General features: G+C 73.7%; 21 protein-coding genes. 10 read left to right on the top strand and 11 right to left on the bottom strand.

Going from position 1 to position 21,938, the window contains the following annotated elements:
- Window positions 1-123 precede the first annotated feature (123 nt).
- Window positions 124-990 carry a branched-chain amino acid aminotransferase gene (locus DFH01_RS01555; RefSeq protein WP_109868645.1) on the top strand — a complete coding sequence of 289 codons (867 nt, stop codon included), beginning with the start codon at window positions 124-126 and terminating at the stop codon, window positions 988-990.
- 107 nt (window positions 991-1,097) lie between these two features.
- Entirely contained in the window at window positions 1,098-1,637 is a 540-nt protein-coding gene (locus DFH01_RS28025) for a YcbK family protein (RefSeq protein WP_158287574.1), read from the top strand.
- 15 nt (window positions 1,638-1,652) lie between these two features.
- On the opposite strand, the gene DFH01_RS01545 is transcribed toward DFH01_RS28025, so the two are convergent.
- The gene (locus DFH01_RS01545; protein WP_109868644.1) at window positions 1,653-3,776 is read right to left on the bottom strand and encodes a coiled-coil domain-containing protein; all 2,124 of its coding nucleotides are present in this window, start codon (window positions 3,774-3,776) and stop codon (window positions 1,653-1,655) included.
- A gap of 186 nt (window positions 3,777-3,962) precedes the next feature.
- Entirely contained in the window at window positions 3,963-6,413 is a 2,451-nt protein-coding gene (hrpB, locus tag DFH01_RS01540; protein ID WP_109868643.1) for an ATP-dependent helicase HrpB, read from the bottom strand.
- Window positions 6,414-6,531: 118 nt separating this feature from the next.
- Here hrpB and DFH01_RS01535 point away from each other — a divergent pair, with 118 nt between their 5' ends.
- From DFH01_RS01535 to DFH01_RS01520, 4 genes are all read left to right on the top strand, one after another.
- Window positions 6,532-7,155: a TetR/AcrR family transcriptional regulator gene (locus DFH01_RS01535; RefSeq protein WP_109868642.1), complete on the top strand. Its 624-nt coding sequence runs from the start codon at window positions 6,532-6,534 to the stop codon at window positions 7,153-7,155.
- Window positions 7,152-7,619: a cupin domain-containing protein gene (locus DFH01_RS01530; RefSeq protein WP_109868641.1), complete on the top strand. Its 468-nt coding sequence runs from the start codon at window positions 7,152-7,154 to the stop codon at window positions 7,617-7,619. The genes DFH01_RS01535 and DFH01_RS01530 overlap by 4 nt, the downstream gene beginning before the upstream one ends.
- Before the next feature lie 123 nt (window positions 7,620-7,742).
- Window positions 7,743-9,800 carry a protein-disulfide reductase DsbD family protein gene (locus tag DFH01_RS01525; protein WP_109869871.1) on the top strand — a complete coding sequence of 686 codons (2,058 nt, stop codon included), beginning with the start codon at window positions 7,743-7,745 and terminating at the stop codon, window positions 9,798-9,800.
- A 156-nt stretch (window positions 9,801-9,956) separates the two neighbouring features.
- Window positions 9,957-10,289 (top strand): hypothetical protein, encoded by a 333-nt coding sequence (locus tag DFH01_RS01520; RefSeq protein ID WP_109868640.1) that lies wholly within the window; start codon window positions 9,957-9,959, stop codon window positions 10,287-10,289.
- A 94-nt stretch (window positions 10,290-10,383) separates the two neighbouring features.
- Here DFH01_RS01520 and DFH01_RS01515 read toward each other — a convergent pair whose 3' ends face one another.
- From DFH01_RS01515 to DFH01_RS01480, 8 genes are all read right to left on the bottom strand, one after another.
- Window positions 10,384-10,650: an SDR family oxidoreductase gene (locus tag DFH01_RS01515; protein WP_158287573.1), complete on the bottom strand. Its 267-nt coding sequence runs from the start codon at window positions 10,648-10,650 to the stop codon at window positions 10,384-10,386.
- A 7-nt stretch (window positions 10,651-10,657) separates the two neighbouring features.
- Window positions 10,658-11,311: an SDR family NAD(P)-dependent oxidoreductase gene (locus DFH01_RS01510; protein WP_109868638.1), complete on the bottom strand. Its 654-nt coding sequence runs from the start codon at window positions 11,309-11,311 to the stop codon at window positions 10,658-10,660.
- A 73-nt stretch (window positions 11,312-11,384) separates the two neighbouring features.
- The gene (locus DFH01_RS01505; RefSeq protein ID WP_109868637.1) at window positions 11,385-12,833 is read right to left on the bottom strand and encodes a calcium-binding protein; all 1,449 of its coding nucleotides are present in this window, start codon (window positions 12,831-12,833) and stop codon (window positions 11,385-11,387) included.
- A 141-nt stretch (window positions 12,834-12,974) separates the two neighbouring features.
- Complete coding sequence (locus tag DFH01_RS01500) at window positions 12,975-13,703, bottom strand: superoxide dismutase (protein WP_109868636.1); 729 nt, start codon at window positions 13,701-13,703, stop codon at window positions 12,975-12,977.
- A 63-nt stretch (window positions 13,704-13,766) separates the two neighbouring features.
- Entirely contained in the window at window positions 13,767-14,534 is a 768-nt protein-coding gene (locus tag DFH01_RS01495; protein WP_109868635.1) for an ABC transporter permease, read from the bottom strand.
- Window positions 14,531-15,715, bottom strand: a complete 1,185-nt coding sequence (locus DFH01_RS01490; RefSeq protein WP_109868634.1) for an ABC transporter permease — start codon at window positions 15,713-15,715, stop codon at window positions 14,531-14,533. The genes DFH01_RS01495 and DFH01_RS01490 overlap by 4 nt, the downstream gene beginning before the upstream one ends.
- Window positions 15,716-15,825: 110 nt before the next feature.
- Complete coding sequence (locus DFH01_RS01485) at window positions 15,826-16,875, bottom strand: ABC transporter substrate-binding protein (RefSeq protein ID WP_109869870.1); 1,050 nt, start codon at window positions 16,873-16,875, stop codon at window positions 15,826-15,828.
- Window positions 16,876-16,908: 33 nt separating this feature from the next.
- Entirely contained in the window at window positions 16,909-18,006 is a 1,098-nt protein-coding gene (locus DFH01_RS01480; RefSeq protein ID WP_109868633.1) for an ABC transporter ATP-binding protein, read from the bottom strand.
- A gap of 106 nt (window positions 18,007-18,112) precedes the next feature.
- Between DFH01_RS01480 and DFH01_RS01475 the strand changes: the two genes are divergently transcribed.
- The 4 genes from DFH01_RS01475 (at window position 18,113) to DFH01_RS01460 (ending at window position 20,897) form a co-directional block, all read left to right on the top strand.
- The gene (locus DFH01_RS01475) at window positions 18,113-18,457 is read left to right on the top strand and encodes an ElaB/YgaM/YqjD family protein (protein ID WP_109868632.1); all 345 of its coding nucleotides are present in this window, start codon (window positions 18,113-18,115) and stop codon (window positions 18,455-18,457) included.
- Window positions 18,458-18,463: 6 nt separating this feature from the next.
- Complete coding sequence (locus DFH01_RS01470) at window positions 18,464-18,898, top strand: hypothetical protein (protein WP_109868631.1); 435 nt, start codon at window positions 18,464-18,466, stop codon at window positions 18,896-18,898.
- 50 nt (window positions 18,899-18,948) lie between these two features.
- On the top strand, window positions 18,949-19,830 hold the full coding sequence (locus DFH01_RS01465; protein WP_109868630.1) for a dienelactone hydrolase family protein: 882 nt from the start codon (window positions 18,949-18,951) through the stop codon (window positions 19,828-19,830).
- A 74-nt stretch (window positions 19,831-19,904) separates the two neighbouring features.
- Window positions 19,905-20,897 (top strand): enoyl-CoA hydratase/isomerase family protein, encoded by a 993-nt coding sequence (locus DFH01_RS01460; protein WP_109868629.1) that lies wholly within the window; start codon window positions 19,905-19,907, stop codon window positions 20,895-20,897.
- Window positions 20,898-20,906: 9 nt separating this feature from the next.
- Here the strand turns inward: DFH01_RS01460 and DFH01_RS01455 are convergent, their stop codons facing one another.
- A complete protein-coding gene (locus tag DFH01_RS01455; protein ID WP_109868628.1) occupies window positions 20,907-21,875 on the bottom strand; it encodes a Bug family tripartite tricarboxylate transporter substrate binding protein in 969 nt (322 codons plus the stop codon).
- Window positions 21,876-21,938 lie beyond the last annotated feature (63 nt).

Raw genomic sequence — 21,938 nt, 5'->3', positions numbered from 1 at the left:
AGCGGAAGCGGCATGCTGTTGCAGGTACGAAATAGCAACGAAAGGTTTGCGCGGCCGCGCCATCTTGCGGGAGGCCCATGGTCGGGCGCATGCATTCCGCTCGGCAGCCAGGACGGGATGACGATGGCGGGCGTTTTCTTCCACGACGGCACATGGACCACCGAGGAGCCGAAGCTCACCGGCCCGATGGACCATGCCTTCTGGCTGGGCAGCGTGATCTTCGACGGCGGGCGCGCGATCAAGGGCGTGGCGCCCGACCTCGACCGCCATTGCGCGCGCTGCGTCGCCTCCGCCAAGGCGATGCTGATGAAGCCGACCAAGACGCCGGAGGAGATCGAGGCGCTGTGCCGCGAGGGCATCCGCCGCATGGGGCCGGAGGCCACGCTCTACATCCGGCCGATGTTTTTCGTGCGCAAGGGCCTGGGCGCGGCGCGGCCCGATCCGGACAGCACCGATTTCGTGCTGGCGATCTATGACAGCCCGCTGCCGGGCTTCACCGGCTTCTCCGCCACCATGGCGCCCTTCCGCCGCCCGGCGCCGGACATGGCGCCGACCGATGCCAAGGCCTCCTGCCTCTATCCCAACGGCGCGCGCGCGACCTCCTGGGCCGTGGAGCGCGGCTTCGAGATGGCGGTGCTGTGCGACGAGGCCGGCAACGTCGCGGAATTCGCCGCCTCCAACCTGATGTTCGTGAAGGACGGCAAGGTGATCACGCCGGCGCCGAACGGCACCTTCCTCAACGGCATCACCCGCCAGCGCGTCATCGCCCTGCTGCGCGAGGCCGGGGTGACGGTGGAGGAGCGCGCGGTCGCCCCCGCGGAGCTGGACGAGGCCGACGAGATTTTTTCGACGGGCAACTACGCCAAGGTGCAGCCCTGCACGAACTACAACGGCCGCGCCCTGCAGCCCGGCCCGATGGCGCGCAAGGCGCGCGAGCTCTACTTCGACTGGGCCGAGAAGCACTGGCGCATCCTGCCCAAGGCCGGGTGATCCGCAGGGCCGGCCGCGCCGGCCGGCTGCAAAATCAGACAGTTTCATACGCAGCGCGGGCGCGAGTTGAGTTGCATGGCGGCGCGCCGCGCGGGAATCCTCCCGGCGTGACGACCACCCGCCGATCCCTGCTCTGTGCCGCCGCCGCCGTGCCGCTCGGCGTGCTGTGGGCGCGCGCCGCCCGGGCCGCGGCGGCGCCCGAGCGCTTCGTGTGGCTGCGAAACGGCGCCGGCGAGGAAGCGGCCATCGCCTATCGCGCCGGCGAGGAGTACGACGCGCAGGCGCTGGCGAAGCTGCGCCACCTGCTGCGCGACATGCATGCGGGCGCGGAGGGGCCGCTGCCGCCGCTGCTGGTGGACATGCTCTCCGTGCTGCAGGAGCAGTGGGGCTACACGCGTCCGCTGATCGTGCGATCGGGCTTCCGGACGCAGCGCACCAATGCCTCGCTGGAAGGCGCCGCGCCGGCGAGCCTGCACCTGGTGGGCCAGGCGGCCGATCTCACCGTGCCGGGCATGGCGGCCAACGACCTGGCGATGGGCGTCTGGACCCTGTCGCGGCGGATGGGCTTCCTCGGGATCGGCGTCTATCCGCGCTTCGTGCACCTGGATATCGGGCCGCAGCGCGTCTGGACGCGCTGGGCGCGATAGGCGGCGCCGCCGCGCCTACTGCCGCGGCGGGCCGGGCGGTCCGAGATCCGAGCCCGTGCCGGGCGCTTCCAGCGCCTGGCGCTGCTGTGCGAGCCGCGCGCCTAGTTGCGCAAGCTCCTGCCGGCCGGCGCGCAGCCGGTCCTCGGCCTGCGCGATCTGGTTGGCGAGGTCGGCCCGGCGGCGCTCCATCTCCGCCACCTCGCTGCGCAGACCGTCCACGGCCATGCGCAGGCGCTCCTGTTCCTGGCGGATCGCGTCGGTGCCGCCGGCGATGCGCTGCGTCTGTTCCTCGATCCCGCGCAGGCGCGCGACGGCGGCCTCGCCCGCGGCATTCGCGGCCGCCAGGCGCTGCTCCGCCTCGGACAACGCGGCGCGGCGGGCCGCAAGTTGCTCGCTCGTCGCCTGCACCTCGGACCGCGCGGCCTGCAACGCCTGCGCCTCCGCCGCGGTGCCGCTGCGCAGCTCGGCGAGCTGCCGTTCCGCAGCACCCACCTCGTTGCGCAGCGCCGCGCTGCGCGCCTCAAGCTCGCGCAGCGTCGCGGCAGCGGCCTCGCGCTGGCTGCCGAGGCTGGCGAGCCCGCTTTCAGCCTGCGTGACGGCGCCGCGGCGTTCCGCCAGCGCGGCCTCCGCCTGGGCGACGGCTTCGCGCAGGCTCGCCACGCGCTGCTCGGACTGGGCGATGTCGCGGCCGAGACCGCCGGCGCGATCCTCCAGCCCGCGCACGCGCGCGGTGGCCTCGGTCTCGGACTGGGTCAGGCGGCCGAGGCGGGCTTCCAGCTCGCCCAGCAGGCCGCGCCGGGTGGCCAGCGTCTGCTCGGCCGTCCCGGCCTCGCCGCGCAGCGCCTGCACGCGGCGTTCCTCATTGGCCGCGGCCTCGCGCAGCCCGGCAAGGCGGCGTTCCGCCTCGGCAACCGCCTGCTGGCGGTCGGCGAGGTTGCCCTGGGCGCCCTGGATCTCGCCGCGCAGCGCCTGCAGCCGGCCTTCCTCGGCGGCGCCGGTGTCGCGCAGGCCGGCGAGGCGCTGCTGCGCCTCGGTCTGCTGGCCCTGCGCCTGGGCGATGCTGTCGCGCAGGCCCTGCAGGCGGCGCTCCTCGTTCGCGGCCGTCTCGCGCAGCCCGGCGAGGCGGCGTTCCGCTTCGGCGCCGGCGCCCTGGCGCTCGGCGAGCGAGCGCTCCGCCTGGGCGATGTTGTTCCGCAGCCCTTCCAGCCGCCGCTCCTCGGTCGCGGCGTTCTCGCGCAGCCCGGCGAGGCGACGCTCGGCCTCGCTGCCGGCCTGCTGGCGCTGGCCGAGGGTCTGCTCGGCCTGGCCGATCGTGCTGCGCAGCGCGGCCAGGCGCTGCTCGGTGGTGCCCGCCTGTTCCTGCAGCGCGGCGAGGCGGCGTTCCTCCGCGGCGCGGCGTTCCTCCAGCGCGGCCAGGCGGCGATCCTGGGCGGTGCCCTGGTCGCGCAACTCCGCCAGGCGCCGCTCCGCCGCCGCGGCATCGCGCCGCAGCCCGGCCAGGCGCTGGTCCTCGGCCGCCGCGTCACGGCGCAGGCCGGCGAGGCGCTGGTCCTCCGCCGCAGCATCGCGCCGCAGGCCCGCCAGCCGCTGCTCCTCCGACGCCGTGTTGCCGCGCAGGCCGGCAAGGCGCGATTCCTCGCTGCCCGCGGCGCCGCGCAGCGCGGCGAGGCGCGCTTCCTCGGACGCGATGGTGGCGCGCAGGCCGGCGAGGCGCTGCTCAGCGATGCCAAGCTCGTCGCGCGTGCGGCCGGAGGACTGCTCCAGCGCACCGCTCTCGTTCTGCAGCGCGGCAAGGCGCCGTTCCTCCTCGGCGAGCGCGGCGCGCAGGCGCTGCACCTCCGCATCGGCGTTGCGGCGGCCGCGCTCCGCATTGGCGAGGGAACCGCGCGCGGACTGCAGCTGGCGTTCCAGCGCCGCGAGGTCGCCGCGCGCGCGACGCTCCGCCGCCAGCGCACCTTCGAGCTGCGTCACGCGGCCGCTCAGCTCCGTGCCGCGCGTCTCGGCGGCGGCGAGCGCACGCTGGTTCTCGGCGATGACCGCATCGCTCTGCAGCGTGTAGCCGCAGCCGGCGAGCGAGCCGAAGGCGAAGGGCGCAAGCGCGATCAGGGCCGGTCCGCGCCAGCGTGTTGTCTTGTGCATCCGTCAGGCCCCCTTCGCGTCCACGCTGTCATCGTCGCCGCCAGGCGGCCTTCGGCGCAAGCGTCCGCGCCAAGGGCAGCCGCAACGGGACGTCACGTCAACAGCAGGCGTCGTCCGTTGCGACGTGGCTTTTATCACGTTGTGCGGCACCGCGCGACGTTCGCGGTTGCCGGCGCGTCGCGGTGCTCATGCGCCGCGCCAGGGTTCCTCCGGCCAGGCATGCTTCGGATAGCGGCCGCGCATGTCCTTGCGCGCATCCAGCCAGCCGCCGCGCCAGAAGTTGTGGAGGTCGCCCGTGACGGCGATCGGGCGCCCAGCTGGCGACAGCAGCGCCGCCTGGACGGGCACGCGGCCCTCGGCCAACTTCGGCAGCGCATCGAGGCCGAACAGATGTTGCGCGCGCGCCTCCAGTGTCGGCACATCGCGATCATAGTCCACCATCGCGCTGCGCCCGCCCGGCAGGTCGATGCGCGCCGGCAGCGCGGCGTCGAGGCGGCGCTGCCGCTCCCACGGGACGAGGTTGCGCAGGATGGTCGCAAGGTCGAGCGACTTCGCCTCCGACAGCTTCGTGCAACCCTGCAGATGCGGCGCCAGCCAGTCCTGCACGCCGGCGGCGAGCGCCGCATCGGACATGTCGGGCCAGCCTTCCTCCACGCCGGCCATCCAGCGCAGCCGCGCGCGGGTCTGTTTCGCCGCCTCGGTCCAGTTCAGGTCGCGCAGCCCGCGCTCGGCGATGGCGGTGGCGAGTGCGGCGGCGATGGTGGCGGGATCGGGCGCGGGCAGCGCGTGCTCCTCCAGCACCAGCGGGCCGAACATGCGGCGTCGCCGCGCCAGCACGGCGCCCGCGCGCGCATCGAAGGTGGCGCTTTCCTCCCAGCGCAGACGCTCGGGGAAGCGGCGCTCCAGCGTGGCGAGGTCGAGCGGCGCCGCCATGCGGATGCGCGCATCGGTGCCCGCGAGTTCGAGATCCGCGACGGCGAGCAGCGGCGCGCGGCCGAGCGGATCGTTCGCCGCAAGCCGCGCGCCCTGTCCCGATGCGAGGCGGAACGCGCCATCCATCGTGCCGCGCTTCGCCGCGATGCGATCCGGGAAGCCCGCGGCCAGCAGCGGTCCCGCTTCGCCGCCCGGCAACGCCGTGCCGTGCAGCCGCAGGCGCCGCCTGTGCAGCGCCGCCGCGCGGCGGATGCGCTGGATCGTGGCGCGGTCGGCGTTCGGATGATCGCCGCCATGCAGCAATTCGAGCCGCGCGTTGATGTCGGCCGCCGTCTCCCGCCCACGGATCGGGTCGCGTTCCTCCAGCAGCGCGGCGAGGCCGGCGGCCAGCGCCTTCTCGCCTTCGTCCTCCGCCGCCAGCAACATGCGGGCGAGGCGCGGATGCGTGCCCATCCGCGCCATCCCGCGGCCCATCGCCGTGATGCGTCCCGCCTCGTCCAGCGCATCGAGGTTGCGCAGCAGCGCGCGCCCGGCGGCGAGCGCGCCGGAAGGCGGCGGATCGAGAAAGGCGAGGCTGTCTTCCGTTGCGCCCCAGGCCGCGATGTCGAGCGCGAGGCCGGACAACTCGGCCTCGAGGATCTCGGGCCGGTCGGCGGGCGGCAGGCCGCGATGCAGCGCCTCCGTCCACAATCTGATCGCCACGCCCGGCGCGGTGCGGGCGGCGCGCCCCGCGCGCTGCTCGGCCGCCGCCTTGCTGATCCGCACGGTGACGAGCCGCGTGAGGCCGGAGGCGGGATCGAGCCGCGGCGCGCGCCGGAACCCGCCATCCACCACGATGCGCACGCCGGGCACGGTCAGCGACGTCTCGGCGATGGAGGTCGCCAGCACCACCTTGCGTCGTCCCTGCGGGTGCGGGTTCAGCGCGCGGTCCTGCTCGGCCGGCGGCAATTCGCCATGCAGCGGGATTATCTCTGCGTCGAGGCCCGCCAGCCGCTCGGCCGTGCGCCGGATCTCGCCCCAGCCTGGCAGGAAGGCCAGCACGTCGCCTGGGTATTTCGGCAGGGCCCCGCGGATCGCGGACGCCATCGCCTCGGGCAGGTCGCGCGCTTCCGTCAGGTCGCGGGCGCGGTGCTCCACGGCGACGGGGAAGGCGCGGCCGAGGCTTTCGACCACCGGGCAGTCGCCCAGCACCGCGGCGAAGCGCGCGATGTCGAGTGTGGCGGACATCGCCAGCAGCCTCAGCTCCGGCCGCAATGCCCGTTGCAGGTCGAGGCAGAGCGCCAGCGCCAGGTCGGTGTCCAGGTTGCGCTCATGCGCCTCGTCGAACAGCACGGCGGCGACGTCGTCGAGGCCGGGATCGGTTTGCAGCCGCCGCACCAGCAGCCCCTCCGTCACCACCTCCACCCGCGTGCGGTCCGAAATGGCGCGGTCGAGCCGCGTGGCGAGACCGACCGTGCCGCCCGGCTGCGCCTCCCCCACCAGTTCCGCCATGCGCCGCGCCGCGGCGCGCGCGGCGACGCGGCGGGGTTCCAGCACAAGAATCTTTCCCTCGCGCGCCCAGGGCTCCTCCATCAGGGCGATGGGCGCCAGCGTGGTCTTGCCGGCGCCTGGCGGCGCCACGAGCACGGCGTTGCTGCCCTCCTGCAGCGCGGCGGCGAGGCGCGGCAGGGCCTCGGTGACGGGAAGGTCGGGGAGCGGGGGCATCGCCGCGGTGGATAGCCTGCGGGCGCCCCCGGGCGGAACCGGCCGCTGCCGCACGACAGGCGCGCGACAGCCAGGCGCCGGCTTGACCTGCCGAAGCTTTGATGTCATTTATAATGACATGAATACACCCGTGATGCGCCGATACGAGAGCCCGCTGCGCCGCGCACAGGCCGAAGAAACCCGCCGCCTCATCCTCGCGGCGGTCGGGCGGCTTTTCGAATCCGCGCCCGGGCAGGTCCTCTCCTTCGACGCCGTCGCCGCCGAGGCCGGCGTGCAGCGCCGGACGGTGTTCCGCCACTTCCCGACCAAGGACGACCTGCTCGCCGCCTTCTGGGCTTGGATGAACCGCGGCGTCGCGCTGCGCACCTGGCCCGAGAACGAGGCCGACCTCCTGGCCATGCCGCCCGTCACCTTCGCCGGCTTCGACCGGCAGGAGGGGCTGATCCGCGCCGCGCTGGAGACGCCCGCCGGTCGGGAGATGCGCCGCCAGGCCAACCCCGAGCGGCAGGCCGCCTTCCGCCGCAGCCTCGCCGACGCGACGCGCGGTCGCGATCCGCGCCGGGCCCGCCAGGCGGAGGCGGTGATCCAGCTTCTCTACAGCGCCACCGCCTGGCAGTCGCTGCGCGACAACTGGGACATGACCGGCGCCGAGGCCGGCGAGGCGGTGGCCTGGGCCATCGGCGAACTGCTCGCGGCACTCCGGCGGGAAGCCGGCCGCGAAGGGGAAGGAGAACCTGGATGAGTGCTGTCACCCTGCTGCCGGCCTCGGCGGCCGAGAGCCTCTACGTCATGGGCGATCGCCTGCGCTTCGCCGGCGCGCTGCCGCCTGGCGATGTCGTGCTGCTCGAGGTGGAGGTACCGCCCGGCTCCGGTACGCCGCTGCATCGCCACGCCTCGCCCGAGCTCTTCCGCGTGCTGGAAGGCGAGGTGACCTTTGCCACGGGGGAGGGCTCCCGCGTGGCGGTCGCCGGCGACGTGCTCAGCGTCGCCTCCGACGCGCCGCATGGCTACGCCAATCCCAGCACGGCGCCGGCTAGGATGCTGGTCGTGCTCGACCGTGCCATGGCCGCGTTCTTCCGCGAGATCGGCTCGCCCGCACCGATGGACGGCCCGCCGGGACCCGAGGATTTCGCCCGGATCGGGGCGGCCTGCGCGCGGCACGGCATCACCCTCCTCGGCGGACCGCCCCCCGGCCAGGCGGCCTGACGGCCGGAGGATCGCGAGACCCGAAGGCCTGAAGCGGCCCGCCCAGCCCGCAGGGCGATGCGCAGGGCCGGTATCGCGCCGTGGGGGTTGCAGCCGCACCCCGCCGTCCCGTTCTATGCGGGCATGTTCCGGCGCCTCGCGCTGATCCTCCTCGGCATGATCCTCTCCGCCCCGGCCTTCGCGGTGGAGAGCGCGGCCGTGCGCTCCCCCCGCGCCATCGCCTCACTCGCCGCCGATTCGGCCGCGGTGGCGCCCGGCCAGAGCTTCCAGGCCGGGCTGCGGCTGCGTCTTGCGCCGGGCTGGCACAGCTACTGGCGGAATGCCGGCGATGCCGGCGCGCCGCCGGAGGTCACGCTGACGCTGCCGCAGGGCGCGACGGCCGGCCCGATCGCCTGGCCGGCGCCGGAGCGCATCCCCTACGGCCCGCTGGTCAACTACGGCTACACCGGCGAAGTCCTGCTGCCCTTCGAGATCCGCGTGCCCGAGGGCGCGCGGCCGGGCGACGCCTTCGCGGTCGTCGCGGATGCCACCTGGCTGGTCTGCGCCGATGTCTGCATCCCAGAGGAAGGCCGCTTCACCCTCAACCTGCCGGTGGCCGACCGCGCCATCCCCTCGCCGGGCATGGAGGCGGCCTTCAAGGGCGCGGCGGCCCGGGTGCCGCGGCCAGCCCCGTGGTCGGTGGCGGCGGGCGCCACCGGGCGGCAGGCCAGCCTCTCGCTCTCCGGCCCTGGCCTCTCGCCCACGCTAGTGCAGGAGGCGCTGTTCTTCCCGAGCCGCCCCGGCCTGCTCGACAACACCGCGCCGCAGCCGCTGGTCTGGAAGGGCGAGACGCTCACCCTCGGCCTGACCTTGCTGGAGGGGGAGCGGCCCGGCTCGCTCGAGGGCGTGGTGGTGCTGAGCGACCTGGCGGGCCAGCGCCCCGCCTTCGAGGTTTCCGCGCCGGTCGTCGGGCCGGCGGCGTCCGGCCCCCTTCTGCCCTTCGGCCAGGCGCTGCTCTTCGCCCTGCTCGGTGGCCTGATCCTGAACCTGATGCCCTGCGTCTTCCCCGTGCTGGCAATGAAGGCGATGGCGCTGGCCCGCCTCTCGGGCGAGGCGCGCGGGCAGGTGCGGGCCCATGCCGCGAGCTACACCGCCGGCGTGCTGGCGACCTTCGCGCTGATCGGCGGGGCGATGGTCGGGCTGCGGACGGTGGGCATGGCGGTGGGCTGGGGCTTCCAGTTCACCTCTCCCGGCTTCGTGGCCGCCATGGCCTGGCTGATGCTGGCGGTGGCGCTGAACCTGCTGGGCGTGTTCCAGGTGATGCGCCCGGTCGGCGCCGGGCAGTCCCTGGCGGGGCGGGGCGGGCATCTCGGCGCCTTCTTCACGGGCGCGCTGGCCGTGGCGCTGGCCACCCCCTGCACGGCGCCCTTCATGGCGGCGGCGCTGGGCGCGGCGGCGGCGATGCCGGCCGCCATGACGATGGGCGTCTTCCTCGCCCTCGGTCTCGGGCTGGCGCTGCCCTATGCCTTGCTCGGCCTGTTCCCGGGCCTGGCACGGCTGCTGCCGCGGCCCGGACCCTGGATGGAGCGGCTCCGCCAGTTCCTCGCCTTCCCGATGCTCGGCGCGGCGGTCTGGCTGGTCTGGGTGCTGGCGCAGCAGGTGGGTCCGGATGGCGTGCTCTGGGCGCTGGCGGGCGGGCTGCTGCTGTCGGCGGGGCTGTTCGTCCTCGGCCTGGCGCAGCGCAGCGGCGAGGGACGAGGCGCGAAGCTCGCGCGGATGACCGCCGGTGCGACGCTGCTGGCGGCCGTGGCGCTGCTGCCGCGGCTTTCGGCGGCGCCGGCGGTGGCGGCGGATGCGGGGCCCGGCGCGGAGCCCTGGTCCGCGGCGCGGGTCGCGGCGCTGCGCGCTGAAGGCCGGCCCGTCTTCGTCAACGCGACGGCCGCCTGGTGCATCACCTGCCAGGTGAATGAGCGGGTGGCGCTGCGCGCCGCCTCCGTGCAGGACCTCTTCGCCGCGCGCAACGTCGCCTATCTCAAGGCCGACTGGACGCGCGGCGACCCGGCGATCGGCGCGCTGCTGCAGGAGCATGGCCGCGCGGGCGTGCCGCTGTATCTGTTCTGGGCGCCCGGCGCGGCGGAACCGGTGATGCTGCCGCAGCTGCTCACCGAGGGCATCGTGATCGAGGCGCTGGGCGGCACGTAATACCAACGGCCGCCTTCAGCGGCGCGTTGGTATGCCTTGTGGTGCCTCAGACGCCGGCGCGCCTCCGGCTCTCGCCCACCTGTGGCGGGCGCATGGGCCAGCCAATTCGGTCGGGCGTGTAAACCGCGCCTTCACGCGCGCCGGCGAAGCTGGCGCATGCTCCGCCTGCTGCTTCTCCTGCTCTTCGCGATGCCGGCCGCCGCGCAAGAGATCCCCGCCTGCAACCAGGACCGCGTCGGTGCCGTGGCCTGCATGTCCGGCAAGCTCTGCGCCTGCGGTTACCAGCGGGGCGGCAGCGTCTCCGGCCGGCCCGACGGCTATCGCTGGGATTGCGGCGCCCTGCGCCCGGCCTGCGGCGAGGCGCTGGCGCCCGCGGCGCAAGGCCAGCCCCTGCCGATGCCCCAGCTCTATCTGACCGTGCCGCCGCCCGGCGAGGCGCCCATGCCGCCCGGCGCGCCCTTCCCGCCGATGACACCCTGGCCGCGCTGACTACGCCTCACCGCGCCCGCCGGCGCATCAGCGCGCCGAGGGCGAGCGCCCCGGCACCGGCGAGGGTTGCCGTGGCCAGCGGATGCATCTGCGCCTAAAGGAGCAGGCTGTTGCGCCGGTTCGGCACGCCGGACAGGCTGGAATGCGTGTCGCCGTCCTGCGCCGGCGCGTGCAGGTTGTCGCGCATCGCCGCGCGGCCTGCTTCCGCCGTGGTCTGGGAGGGCCGGCCGATCCGCTCCATCGCGAGGTCGGTCAGGCGCGGGAACAGGTTGCCCGCGAGCGCGATCGCCGCGCCCCCGCCGCCCACCACCAGGTCGCGGCGCGGATGCTCGCAGGCGAAGCAGATGGCGCGGGCCACCACGCGCGGATCATAGACCGGCGGCGGCAGCCGCGTGCCCGGGGCGTTCCATTCGAGCTTCGCGTGCTCGGACATAGGGCGTGTCCACCGAGGCCGGCTTCACCAGCGTGACGGAGATCGGCGCGCCCGCGGCCTCGAGCTCCATCCGCAGCGCGTCGGTGAAGGCCTTCACGGCATGCTTCGTCGCGCTGTAGGTGCCCTGGTAGATGAGCGCGCGGTCGGACAGCACGGAGCCGATATTGACCAGCGCGCCACCATGGGCGCGCAGCCGGCGCGCGGCGATCAGGCTGCCATTCACCACGCCCCAGTAGTTCGTCTCGAACAGCCGCCGCTGATCCTCGACGGGCGTGTCCTCGATCGCGCCGACCGTGCTGGCGCCGGCGTCGTTCACCCAGGAATCGAGGCCGCCGAACTCCTGTTCCGCACGATCGGCCGCGGCTTCCAGCGCGGTCGCGTCGGCGACGTCGGCGGCGTGCCAGGCGGCGCGGCCGCCGCTGGCGCGGATGCCCTCGGCCGCCGCGCGCAGCGCGTCCTCGTTGCGCGCGACGAGCGTGACGGCGGCGCCGCGCCCCGCGGCCATGCGCGCGGCCGCCAGCCCGATCCCCGAGCTCGCGCCGGTGATCAGGATGCTCTGCCGCGCGAGCGGCTCCAGGCGAGGTGGCATTGCGCGATCCCTTGCGGTCCGGATCGCGCAACGGGCGGCCGCGGGCAGGGTTCCGCCCCGCGGCCGCGCGCATTCAGCCGAGGATGAAGTCGTCCCGGCCGAACTGGGAGGCGTCGCCGGCGAGCAAGGTCATGCTCCCTTCGTCGCCCACATCGATCACGACGCGGACGCCGCGCTGCGCGATCTCGACCCCCGCGGCGAACTCCGCCTCCGTCATGCCGAGAGCGGAGAGGTCGATCATGTCGGTGCCGTGGGTGAAGCCGCGGACGAGGTCGTCGCCGAAGCCCGGCCCGAAGACATAGGCATCCGCGCCGGGCCCGCCCATGAGGACATCGTCGCCGGCGCCACCCTCGAGGCGGTCGTCGCCGGGTCCGCCATCCAGCGAATCGTGCCCGGCCCCGCCGACGAGATCATCGTCGCCCTGCTTGCCGTGGATCGCTTCCGAACGCTCGCTTCCGGCGATGACGTCGTCCTTGGCGGTGCCGACCAGCTTCGCCGGGCCCGTGGGCGGCCCTGGAGGCGTCTCGGGCTCTGGGCGCGGATCCGGGCGCGGGTCCGGCTCGGGTCGCGGATCCGGTTCCGGCCGCGGATCGGGCGCGGGTGCCCCCAGCCACGGCGCCGAGGTGTCGAGCTTCGGCGGTGTATCGAGGAATGTCGTCCCCGAGACCTTCGCAGGACCCGAAACCAGTCGCGCCTCCTCGAGGCCATGGACGTCGTTGCCCGTGACCGTCGCCGGCGCGCCGGCCTTGTTCCAGAGCATCGGCCCGCCGCCGTCGCGCTGGTTGATCACGGTGTTGTCGCTCATCTCGATGCGGGAGCCGGCGTGCAGCCTTCCTTCGGCGCCGAAGGCGACGATCGCCGCGTTCTGGCTGTTCGGTCCCTGCTGGATGACGTTGCCGCGCAGCACGGCATTGCCGCCATTCGGCAGGTCGATCTCGTAGCTTGCGCTGCTGCCGTGATCGAAGAAGCGGGAATCGGTGATCACCGTCTCCTCCGCCCGGCTCTTCAGGAGGTGGCCGACGGGCACGTCGTGGAAGTAGCTGTTGTCCACCTCGAGCTTGCCGATCCTGCCCGCATAGAGGTTGTGCGTGCGGCCATCGCCAGTGCCGTTGTGGTCGAATTCCGTGTTGCGGATCGTCAGCGTCGCATCCGGCGACGTCGCGTTGGTGAGGATGCCTTCCTGGTTGTGGTGGAAATGGCTGTCGAGGATGGTCAGGTTGCCGTCGCTGAAGCGGATGCCCGCGCCGTTGCCGTCGCGCACCTTCGCGCCCGAGAACTCGAAACCCTTGATGGTGACGTCGGCGTTGATGACCAGGATGGCCTTGCCGTTGGGCGGCGGGATCGTGGCCTTCATGTGCACCCTGCCGCCCACGGCCTCGAGCGTGATGTCGGTGCGGATGGCGCTGAAATCGTTGGTGTAGGTGCCGGCCTGGACCTTCAGCACGTCGCCATCCTGCGAGGCGGCGACCGCCTGCGCGATGGTTCCGTATTGCTGGCCGCGGCCGACCGTAAGCGTTGCCATGAATGTGCGTTCCCGTAGCTGCGAACGGGGCGCACGCTGGCCTCGCGGCGCGGCGGGCGAAAGTTTTACTTCGCGCCGCGCTATGCGCGCGGAAGTGGAGGCGGGAGCGCCCTGCCGCGATGCGGGCAGGGCGCGTCGGGGCTACACGCCGAGCGTGCCGGCCTTCGCTGCCGCGTAGCGCGCGGCGATCCGCGACCAGTCGAGAACGTTCCACCAGTTCGCCGTGTATTCGCCGCGGCGGTTCTGGTAGCGCAGGTAGTAGGCGTGTTCCCACACGTCGTTGCCTATCAGCACGCGCTGCCCGTCCATCAGCGGCGTGTCCTGGCCCGGCTTCGTGACGATGCCGAGGCGCCCCGCCGGCGTCACCGTCACGAAGGCCCAGCCGCTGCCGAAGACGCCGTTGGCGGCCGCGGTGAAGCGCGTCCGGAAGGTGGCGAAGTCGCCGAAATCCTGCGCGATCGCCTGCGCGAGCTCGCCGGTCGGCTCGCCGCCGCGTCCGCCCATGATTTGCCAGAACATGGTGTGGTTCGCGTTGCCGCCGCCATTGTTGCGCACCGCGGTGCGGATGCTCTCCGGCACCTCGTTCAGCTTCATCAGCAGTTGGTCGAGCGGCATGGCCGCAAGCTGCGGCTGGTCGCGCAGGGCGGCGTTCAGCCCGTTCACCTGTCCGCCATGGTGGAAGCGCCAGTGGATCTCCATGGTGCGCGCATCGATCGCCGCCTCGTTGGCGTCGAAGGCATAGGGCAGGTCGGGCAGGCGGAACGGCCCGGCGGGCGGCGGCGTCTGGGCGAGGGTCGCGCGCGGCGCGGCCCAGAGGCTGGCGGCGCCGGCCGCGGCGCCGAACAGCGCCCGGCGATGAAGCAGGGTCATGAGGTCTCTCCTGGGTCCTTCCCCGATGGGAAGCTTACGCGTCCTGTCGGAACCGGAAAGGTGCTATCGCCGCGGCCGGCGCAGCCAGGCGACGGCGCCGAGCAGCAGGGTGGAGAGCAGCACCATCAGCGTGGCAGCGGCCATGATCGCCAGGCTGATCTCGTCGTTCAGCCCGGCGAACATCTGCCGCGGCAGGGTGCGCTGCGCGGGGCCCGCCAGGAACAGCACCACCACCGTCTCGTCGAGCGAGGTGGCGAAGGCGAAGACCGCGCCCGCGGCGACGCCGGGCATGATGCGCGGCAGGCAGATGCGGAAGAAGCCCGTCCACGGATCCGCGCCGCAGGACGCGGCTGCGCGCAGCAGCACCGGGTCGAAGCGCGCGAGCGAGGCGAGCACGGTGATCACCACGAAGGGCACGCAGAGCATGGCGTGGGCGAGGATCAGCCCGGTGAAGCTGTTGGCCAGCCCGCGCGGCCCGAAGGCGAGCAGCAGCGCGACCGCGACGACGATCGCCGGCACCGCGAGCGGCGCGAGGATCACGGCCAGGATCAGCCGCCGTCCCGGCACGTTGCGCTGCCACAGCCCGAAGGCCGCCGGCACGCCGAACAGCGTCGCGAGCGCCGCGCTCACCGTGCCCACGACAAGGGAATTGCGCAAGGCGGGCAGCCAGAAATCCGATGCGAAGAAAGCCTCGTACCACCGCAACGAAAGCCCCGGCAACGGATAAGAAAGAAAACTGCCGGAGGAGAAGGAGAGGGGAATCACCACCAGGATCGGCAGCAGCAGGAACAGCAGCACGAGAAGGCCGAAGGCCCAGAGCGCCCCCCTCATGCCGTGCGCACCTTGTCGAAGCCGACGAGGCGCCCGTAGAGGCCGATCACCACCGCCACCGCGCCGAGCAACAGCACCGACAGCGCCGCCGCCATGCCCCAGTCCACCAGCCGGTTGGCATGGAAGCCGATGAACCAGGCGAGCATCTGGTCGTTCGGCCCGCCGAGCAGCGCCGGCGTCACGTAGAAGCCCAGCGCCTGCACGAAGACCAGCAGGCAGCCCGCGCCGACGCCGGGCAGGGACAGCGGCAGCAGCACGCGCAGGAAGATGCGCAGCTTCCCCGCGCCGAGGGACGCCGCGGCCCGCGGCAGCGCCGGGTCCATTGTGCGCAGCGCGGCCGCGATCGGCAGCACCATGAAGGGCAGCAGGATGTGCACCATCGCGACCAGCACCGCGAAGCGGTTCAGCAACAGCGGCAGCGGCGCATCGAGCAGGCCGAGCCCGATCAGCGCTGCGTTCACGATGCCTTCCTTCTGCAGCAGCACCATCCAGGCGGCGGTGCGCACGATCAGGCTGGTCCAGAAGGGCAGCAGCACCGCGCCGAGCAGCCAGGGCTGCGCACGCGAAGGCGCGGTGGCGATCAGCCATGCCAGCGGATAGCCGAGCAGCAGGCAGAGCAGCGTCGCGGAGAGCGAGATCCAGAGCGTGCGCAGCAGGATGCCGCGCCAGATGCGCTGGTCTTCGGGCGTCTGCGCGATGGCGCCTGCCGCATCGCGGCGCAGGTCCAGCGTGGCGAGCAGGCGGAAGCCCGTATAGGGGCCGCCGGCGCGGAGGATGGCCTGCCAGGGCGCGGCGGTTGCCCAGTCTTCGCTGGCGGAAAGGATCTTCGCCCGCTCGTCGCCCGGTGTCGTCACGCGGCGGCCTGTTGCGGGCAGCAGGCTGCGCATGCCCGGCCATTCCGCGTTGAGCCGCGCGGCGGCGCGCGCGATGCCACCCGCGCCGGTCTCCGCATCGCGGGCGCGGGCCGCGCGCAGGTCCTCGGCGAGCGCGACGAAGGCGACGTCGGGCGGCGCTTCGCCGTTCCAGCCGCGCAGCGCGGCCAGCGTGCGCGGCAGCACGGCGGCGACCTCGTCATCGGCGATCGCGCGCCAGAGGAAGGCGCCGATCGGCGCGACGAAGCCGACCAGCAGCCCGATCAGCAGCGGCGCGATCAGCAGCAGCGCGGTGCGGCGGGAGGTCATGGCGCGGAGGGAGGTTGCGCGGCCCCCACCCGCCCGCTGCGCGGGCACCCTCCCCCGCATGCGGGAGAGGGATGGGGTGGGGGCCGCGCCGCCTTCGCCCGGTCAGCCGCTTAGCGGCTGACCCAGGCGTTGAAGCGCTGGTTCAGGCGGTCGAGATTGTCCAGCCAGAACTTGTCGTCGATCTGCAGCGCGGCCTCGGCGTTCTGCGGCGCCGTCGGCAGCTGCTGCAGCACGTCGCGCGGGATCAACGCATTCGCGCCTTGCGCCGTCACGCCATAGGGGATCTTCGGCGGCAGCTTCGCCTGGTTTTGCGCCTCGCCCACGAATTTCAGGAAATCCAGCGCGCGCTGGCGGTTCGGGCTGCCGCGCATGATCACCCAGGAATCCAGCGTGTAGAGGTTCTGGTTCCAGGCTATGCCGAAATTGCGCCCGTCGCCGGCATTCGCCGCGGCGATGCGGCCGTTGTACGCGTTGGTCAGCGCGACCTCGCCGGTCGCCAGCCATTGCGGCGGCTGCGAGCCGCGCTCCCACCAGGCCAGCTCGCCGCGGATGCTGTCGAGCTTGCGGAAGGCGCGGTCCACGCCCGCCGACGTGCCGAGCACGCGATAGACCTCGTTCGGCGCGACGCCGTCGGCGAGCAGCGCGATCTCCAGCGTCGTCTTCGGGCCCTTGCGCAGCGCGCGGCGGCCCGGGATGCGGGCGGTGTCGAAGAAGTCGGCCCAGCCGCGCGGCGCTTCCCGCACGCGCTCGCGGTCCCAGGCCAGCACGAAGGAATAGAGGATGGCGCCGACGCCGTGCTCGCTCACCGCCTGCGGGATGTAGTTGTCGCGCCCGCCGATGGCGTCCCAGTCGAGCTTCTCGAACAGGCCTTCCTCGGCGCCGATCAGCAGTTCTTCCGATTCTACCTGCACCACGTCCCAGGTGTTCGCGCCGGACTGGATGCGCGCGCGCAGCACGCCGACGCCGCCATCCCAGGTCTCCTCCAGCAGGCGCTGGCTGCGGGCGGTCATCCAGGGCCGGAAATAGACCTCGCGCTGCGCCTCCTGATAGGCGCCGCCCCAGGAGACGACGGTCAGGTCGCGCTGTTGTGCCCGTGCCACCGTGCCGGTCAGCGCCAGCGCCCCCGCGCCCGCCGCCTGCATGATCTGTCTGCGCCGCATGGTCGTCTCCTCCATCGCTGCAGTCGCGCAAGGCTAGCGCGCGGCGTCCTCCGCGCGAAAGGCCCATGCATCGCCCGCTTCCCAGTTGAGCATCGCCGTCGCGCCGGGGCCGGGCATCGCGGCCTCGCCGACCGGGCGCTTGGCGATCACCTCCGCGCCGCCCGGCAGTGCCAGGCGCAGCCGTACATGGTCGCCCTGGAACAGCGCCTCGGTGAGTTGCGCGGGCAGGCCTGCCGCCGCGTCCAGCCGCACCCGCTCGGGGCGCACCATCAGCAGGCAGGGGGCACCGGGCCGCAGGGGTTCGGCCAGCCGCGCCGGCATCTCGCCGCCGCCGTCCAGCACGCAATGCGCCGTCTCGCCCTCGACCGAGGACACACGCGCGGCGAGGCGGTTGTTCTCGCCCACGAAGCCGGCGACGAAGGCATCCGCGGGTTCGTCGTAGAGCGTGCGCGGCGGCGCTACCTGGCGCAGCTCCCCGCCGGCCAGCACCGCGATGCGGTCCGAGAGCGTCAGCGCCTCCTGCTGGTCGTGGGTGACATACAGCATGGTCAGGCCGAGGCGCTGGTGCAGGGTGCGGATCTCGTGCTGCATCTCCTCGCGCAGCGCCTTGTCCAGCGCGCCGAGGGGTTCGTCCAGCAGCACGATCGGCGGCTCGAACACCATGGCGCGGGCCAGCGCCACGCGCTGCTGCTGCCCGCCGGAGAGCTGCGCCGGACGGCGGTCGCCATAGCCGGGCAGGCGCACCATCTCGAGCGCGCGCGCCACGCGGGCGGCGCGCTCCGGCTTCGGCACCCCGCGCGCCTCCAGCGGGAAGGCGACGTTCTCCGCCACGGTCATGTGCGGGAACAGCGCGTAGGACTGGAACACCACGCCGATGCCGCGCTTATGGGCCGGCAGGCGGGCGATGTCGCGCCCTTCCAGCAGGATGCGGCCGGAATCCGGCGTCTCGAACCCCGCCAGCAGCATCAGCGTGGTCGTCTTGCCCGAGCCGGAGGGGCCGAGCAGCGTCAGCAGCTCCCCGCGCGCGACATCGAGGTCGAGCGCCGCCAGGGCGGCCGGATGCGCCGCGCCCCGCGCCGCCGCCGGGTAGCTCTTCGACACGCGCTCGAAGCGCAGCAACGGGCCGTCCATGGGCTGGGAGGCTTCCCGCCGCGCCGAAGCCTGTCAACCGCCGGAACCGCGGAAGCGCAACCGCGTTCGTTGCGGCAGGAACCCAGATGGAGCGGAGAGATCGGCCATGTCCCAGTCAGGCAACGACATGCGCGAGCTGCGCGACCAGGCCGCCGCCTCGGGCCAGCGGCTGGCCGATGATGCGCGGGCGGAGCTGGCGCGGCTGCGCGCCCAGGTGGAGCGGCTGATGGAGGATCGGGTCACGCCCGCCCTCGGCCAGGCCGCCGACACGGTCGAGGATTATTCGCGCCGGGCGCGCGCGCGCTTCGACGACAGCGCGCATGCCGTGACCGATGCGGTGCGCGACCGCCCGCTGCTGTCCATCGCGGCGGCGGCGCTCGGTGGCTACCTGCTCGGGCGGCTCACCGGCCACACCACCTATGTCTACAACGATGAGAAGCATCGGCGCTGAGCCGCGATGCGCCTGCTGAACCTGCTGCGCGTCGCCTGGGACGCGGAGGCGCTGTATCTGCGCCGCTCCGTCCGGGCGCGCGCCGTGCAGGCGGAGCTCGGCCTCGCCGCGGCGGCCTTCGCGGCGCTGCTGCTGCTGATGCTGCACCTGGCGGCCTTCGCCTGGCTGGCGGAATCGCGCGGGCCGGTGGCGGCGGCGCTGCTGGTCGCGCTGGGCGACCTGGTGCTGGCCGTCGTCCTCGGGCTGCTGGCGCGCCGCGCGGGCCGTGACCCGGTGGCGGAGGGGGCCTTGCGGGTGCGCGACGATGCGCTGCGCCAGCTCGGCGACGGCGCGGCGCGGGTCGCGGTGATGGCGCCGCTGCTGAAGGCGCAGACGGCGAAGAAGGGCGTGCTCGGCGCGGCGATGACGGCGATGCTGGTGGGGCTGCTGTCGCGCCGCTGATGCGCGGCCCGTGAACCCTTCCGCAATCCGGCGCGTGCACCCTCCGCGGCATGGCTGCCGAGGGATGCGCGATGCTGCGGGGAAAGGCTTTGGCGGCGCTGGCGGGGCTGGCGCTGCTGGCGGGATGCGCGGCGGAGGCGCCGGCTCCCATCCCCCCCAACCCGGCCGCCGCGCAGGCGGCCTGGTGGGCAGCCCATGTCATGCTGCCCGGCGACGCCGATCCGCAGCGCCTGCCGGAGGCCTCGTCCCGCCTCGCGCGACTCGAGGCCGGCGGCAGGCTGCCCGTGGTACTCTTCGCCCATGGCTGCCGTGGCCTGGACGAGGAGGCGGCGGAGACGATGCGGATGGTCGCCGCGCATGGCTTCGTCGCCATCGCGCCCGACCATTTCGCCCGGCCCGATGCCGGCGCCGCCTGCCGCGCGGGGCCTACGCGCCCGATCGCCTCGCCGCGCCAGGCGCGACGCGACGGCGGCTATGCCCGGATCCTGCCGGCCGAATGGTCGCGCCCGCCCGAGCCGCTCTATGTCGCGCAGCGGCTGGACGAGGTGAACCTCGCCCTGGCGCGGTTGCGCGCCATGCGCTGGGTGGACCGGGACGAGATCTATCTTGTGGGGCACAGTCTGGGTCGCGGCACGACGGATCTCTGGCCCACGCAGGGCCTCGCCGCGGTTGCGGTGCTCGGCCAGGATTGCCGCGGCGCCCGGGCTTCGACGCTGGCGGAACTGCCGCTCGCCGTCCCGGTGCTGCCGGTGGCGGATCGCCGCCTCGGCCTGGGCGCGGAGGCGGTGCGGGGACTGCATTGCGGCGAATTCGCCACCCGTCCGGTGTTCAGCAGCATGGTCGTCGGCCTGGGCGGGACGGGCGCGACCAGCCAGGCGGAGACGCAGCGGGCGCTGCTCGACTTCCTGCTGGGCGGCCTGCCGCCCGGCTGATCCGCCGGCTTGCCCTGGCCGCCCGGCGCGTCTAGCCCCGCTTCCCAGAGAGGTTCGGAAGAGGGAAGCGCGCCATGGCCGAGACGGCCGAGCCGAGCATCGTCGCCCGCCGCGAAGGCGCGGCCGGCACCATCCTGATGAACCGCCCGCGCGCGCTGAACGCCCTCGACCTCGGCATGATCGAGGGCATCGCGGCGGCGCTGCGGGACTTCGGGGACGCAAAGGCGGTTCGCCTCGTGATCCTGGAAGGCGCCGGCGGCCGCGCCTTCTGCGCCGGCGGCGACGTGCGCCGCATGCGGGAATTGGTGCTGGCCGACGATGCGGCCGGCGTCGAGGCCTTCTTCGCCGCGGAATACGCGATGAACCTCGGCATCGCGGAATTCCCGAAACCCTGGATCAGCCTGGTCGACGGCGTCTGCATGGGCGGCGGCATCGGCGTCTCCGTCCATGGCAGCCACCGCATCGTCACCGAGCACGCGCTGCTGGCCATGCCGGAGACGGCGATCGCCCTGTTCCCCGATGTCGGCACCTCCTTCGTGCTGCCGCGGCTGCCGGGCGCGCTGGGCAACTGGCTCGCGCTGACCGGAGCGCGGCTGAAGGGGGCCGAGGCGGTGGAAGCGGGGCTCGCCACGCATTTCGTGCCGCGCGAGACCCTGCCCGCGCTCCGCGCGGCGCTGCTGGAGGGCGACGCGGCCGCCGTCGCGCGCTTCGCGCAGCCGGTGCCGCCCGGCGCGATCGCGGCGCAGCGGCCGGCGATCGACCGCTGCTTCGGCCATGCGACGTTGCCCGCCATCCGCGCCGCGCTGGCGGCGGAGGGGACGGAGTGGGCGGCGGCGCAGCTTGCCATCCTGGACCGCGTGTCACCGACCAGCATGGCGGTGACGCTGGAGCTGCTGCGGCGCGGCGCGACGATGGACCTCGCCACCTGTCTGCGCATGGAACTTGCGCTGACCCGCACCGTCACCCGGCATCCCGATTTCGCCGAGGGCGTCCGCGCCGTGCTGGTGGACAAGGACAACGCCCCACGCTGGGCGCCCCAGGCCGACCTCGCGACGATGTTCGGCTGAGCCGCGCCGCTACAGCTTGATATCGGCGGCGCGCGCCACCTCGCGCCAGCGCGCATCCTCGGCGCGGACCGCCGCCGCGAACTCGGCCGGGGTGATGGGCGTGGGAATGGCGCCTTCCGCCCGCAGCAGCCGCGCGAATTCCGGTGAGCGCAGCGCGGCGTTCGACAACTCGTTCAGCGTGCCGAGGATCGGGGCTGGCAGGCCGGGCGGGCCGAACAGGCCGAACCACAGCCCCGCCTCCATGTCGATGCCCGACTCCTTCAGCGTCGGCGCCGCCAGCCCCTCGGCGGGTTCGCCGGGCGCGGTGTAGGCGATGATGCGCACCCGCCCTTCGCGCGCCAGCGGGATGATCGGCGGCGGCGTCGAGACCAGCAGCTGCAGCTGGCCGGAGGCGAGGTCGGTCACCGCCTGGCTGCCGCCGCGATAGGGCACATGCGTCATCTGGATGCCGGTGCGCAGCGAAAGCGCCTCCGTCATGAAGTGGCCGAGCGAGCCGACGCCGACCGAGCCGTAATTCACCTGGCCGGGCCGCGCGCGGGCATAGGCGATCAGGTCCTGCACGCTGCGGATCGGCAGGCCGGCATGCACCGCGACGGCATTCGGCGAGCGCGCGATCTGCGCGATGGCGCTGAAGCCCTCCACCGCATTCCAGCCGACCGGCTGAAGGATCGCGGCGGTGACGAGGATGGCGGAGGTGACGAGCAGGGTGTGGCCATCCGGCGCGGCGCGGTTCACCGCAGTGGAGCCGATGGTCCCACCTGCCCCGCTGCGGTTCTCCACCACCACCGGCTGGTCGAAGGCGGCCCGGAAGGCCTCGGCGAGCGGCCGGGCCATCAGGTCGTTGGTGCCGCCGCCGGGAAAGGGCACGATGATCCGCACCGGCTGGGTGGGGCGCCAGGCAGGCTGCGCCAGCGCCGGGCGTGACAGGGCGAGCGTGGCGGCGAGGCCGGCGAGGGCATGGCGGCGGGACAGGCGCATCGTCTTCTTCTCCTCCGGCTCAGGCCGAAGGCTAGCGCCGCGTCTCGGGGCGCGGCAACGGCA

Source organism: Falsiroseomonas bella, assembly GCF_003173615.1.
In the GTDB taxonomy this organism is placed as follows: Bacteria; Pseudomonadota; Alphaproteobacteria; order Acetobacterales; family Acetobacteraceae; genus Falsiroseomonas; species Falsiroseomonas bella.
This window is presented reverse-complemented; position numbering and strand designations above follow the sequence as displayed.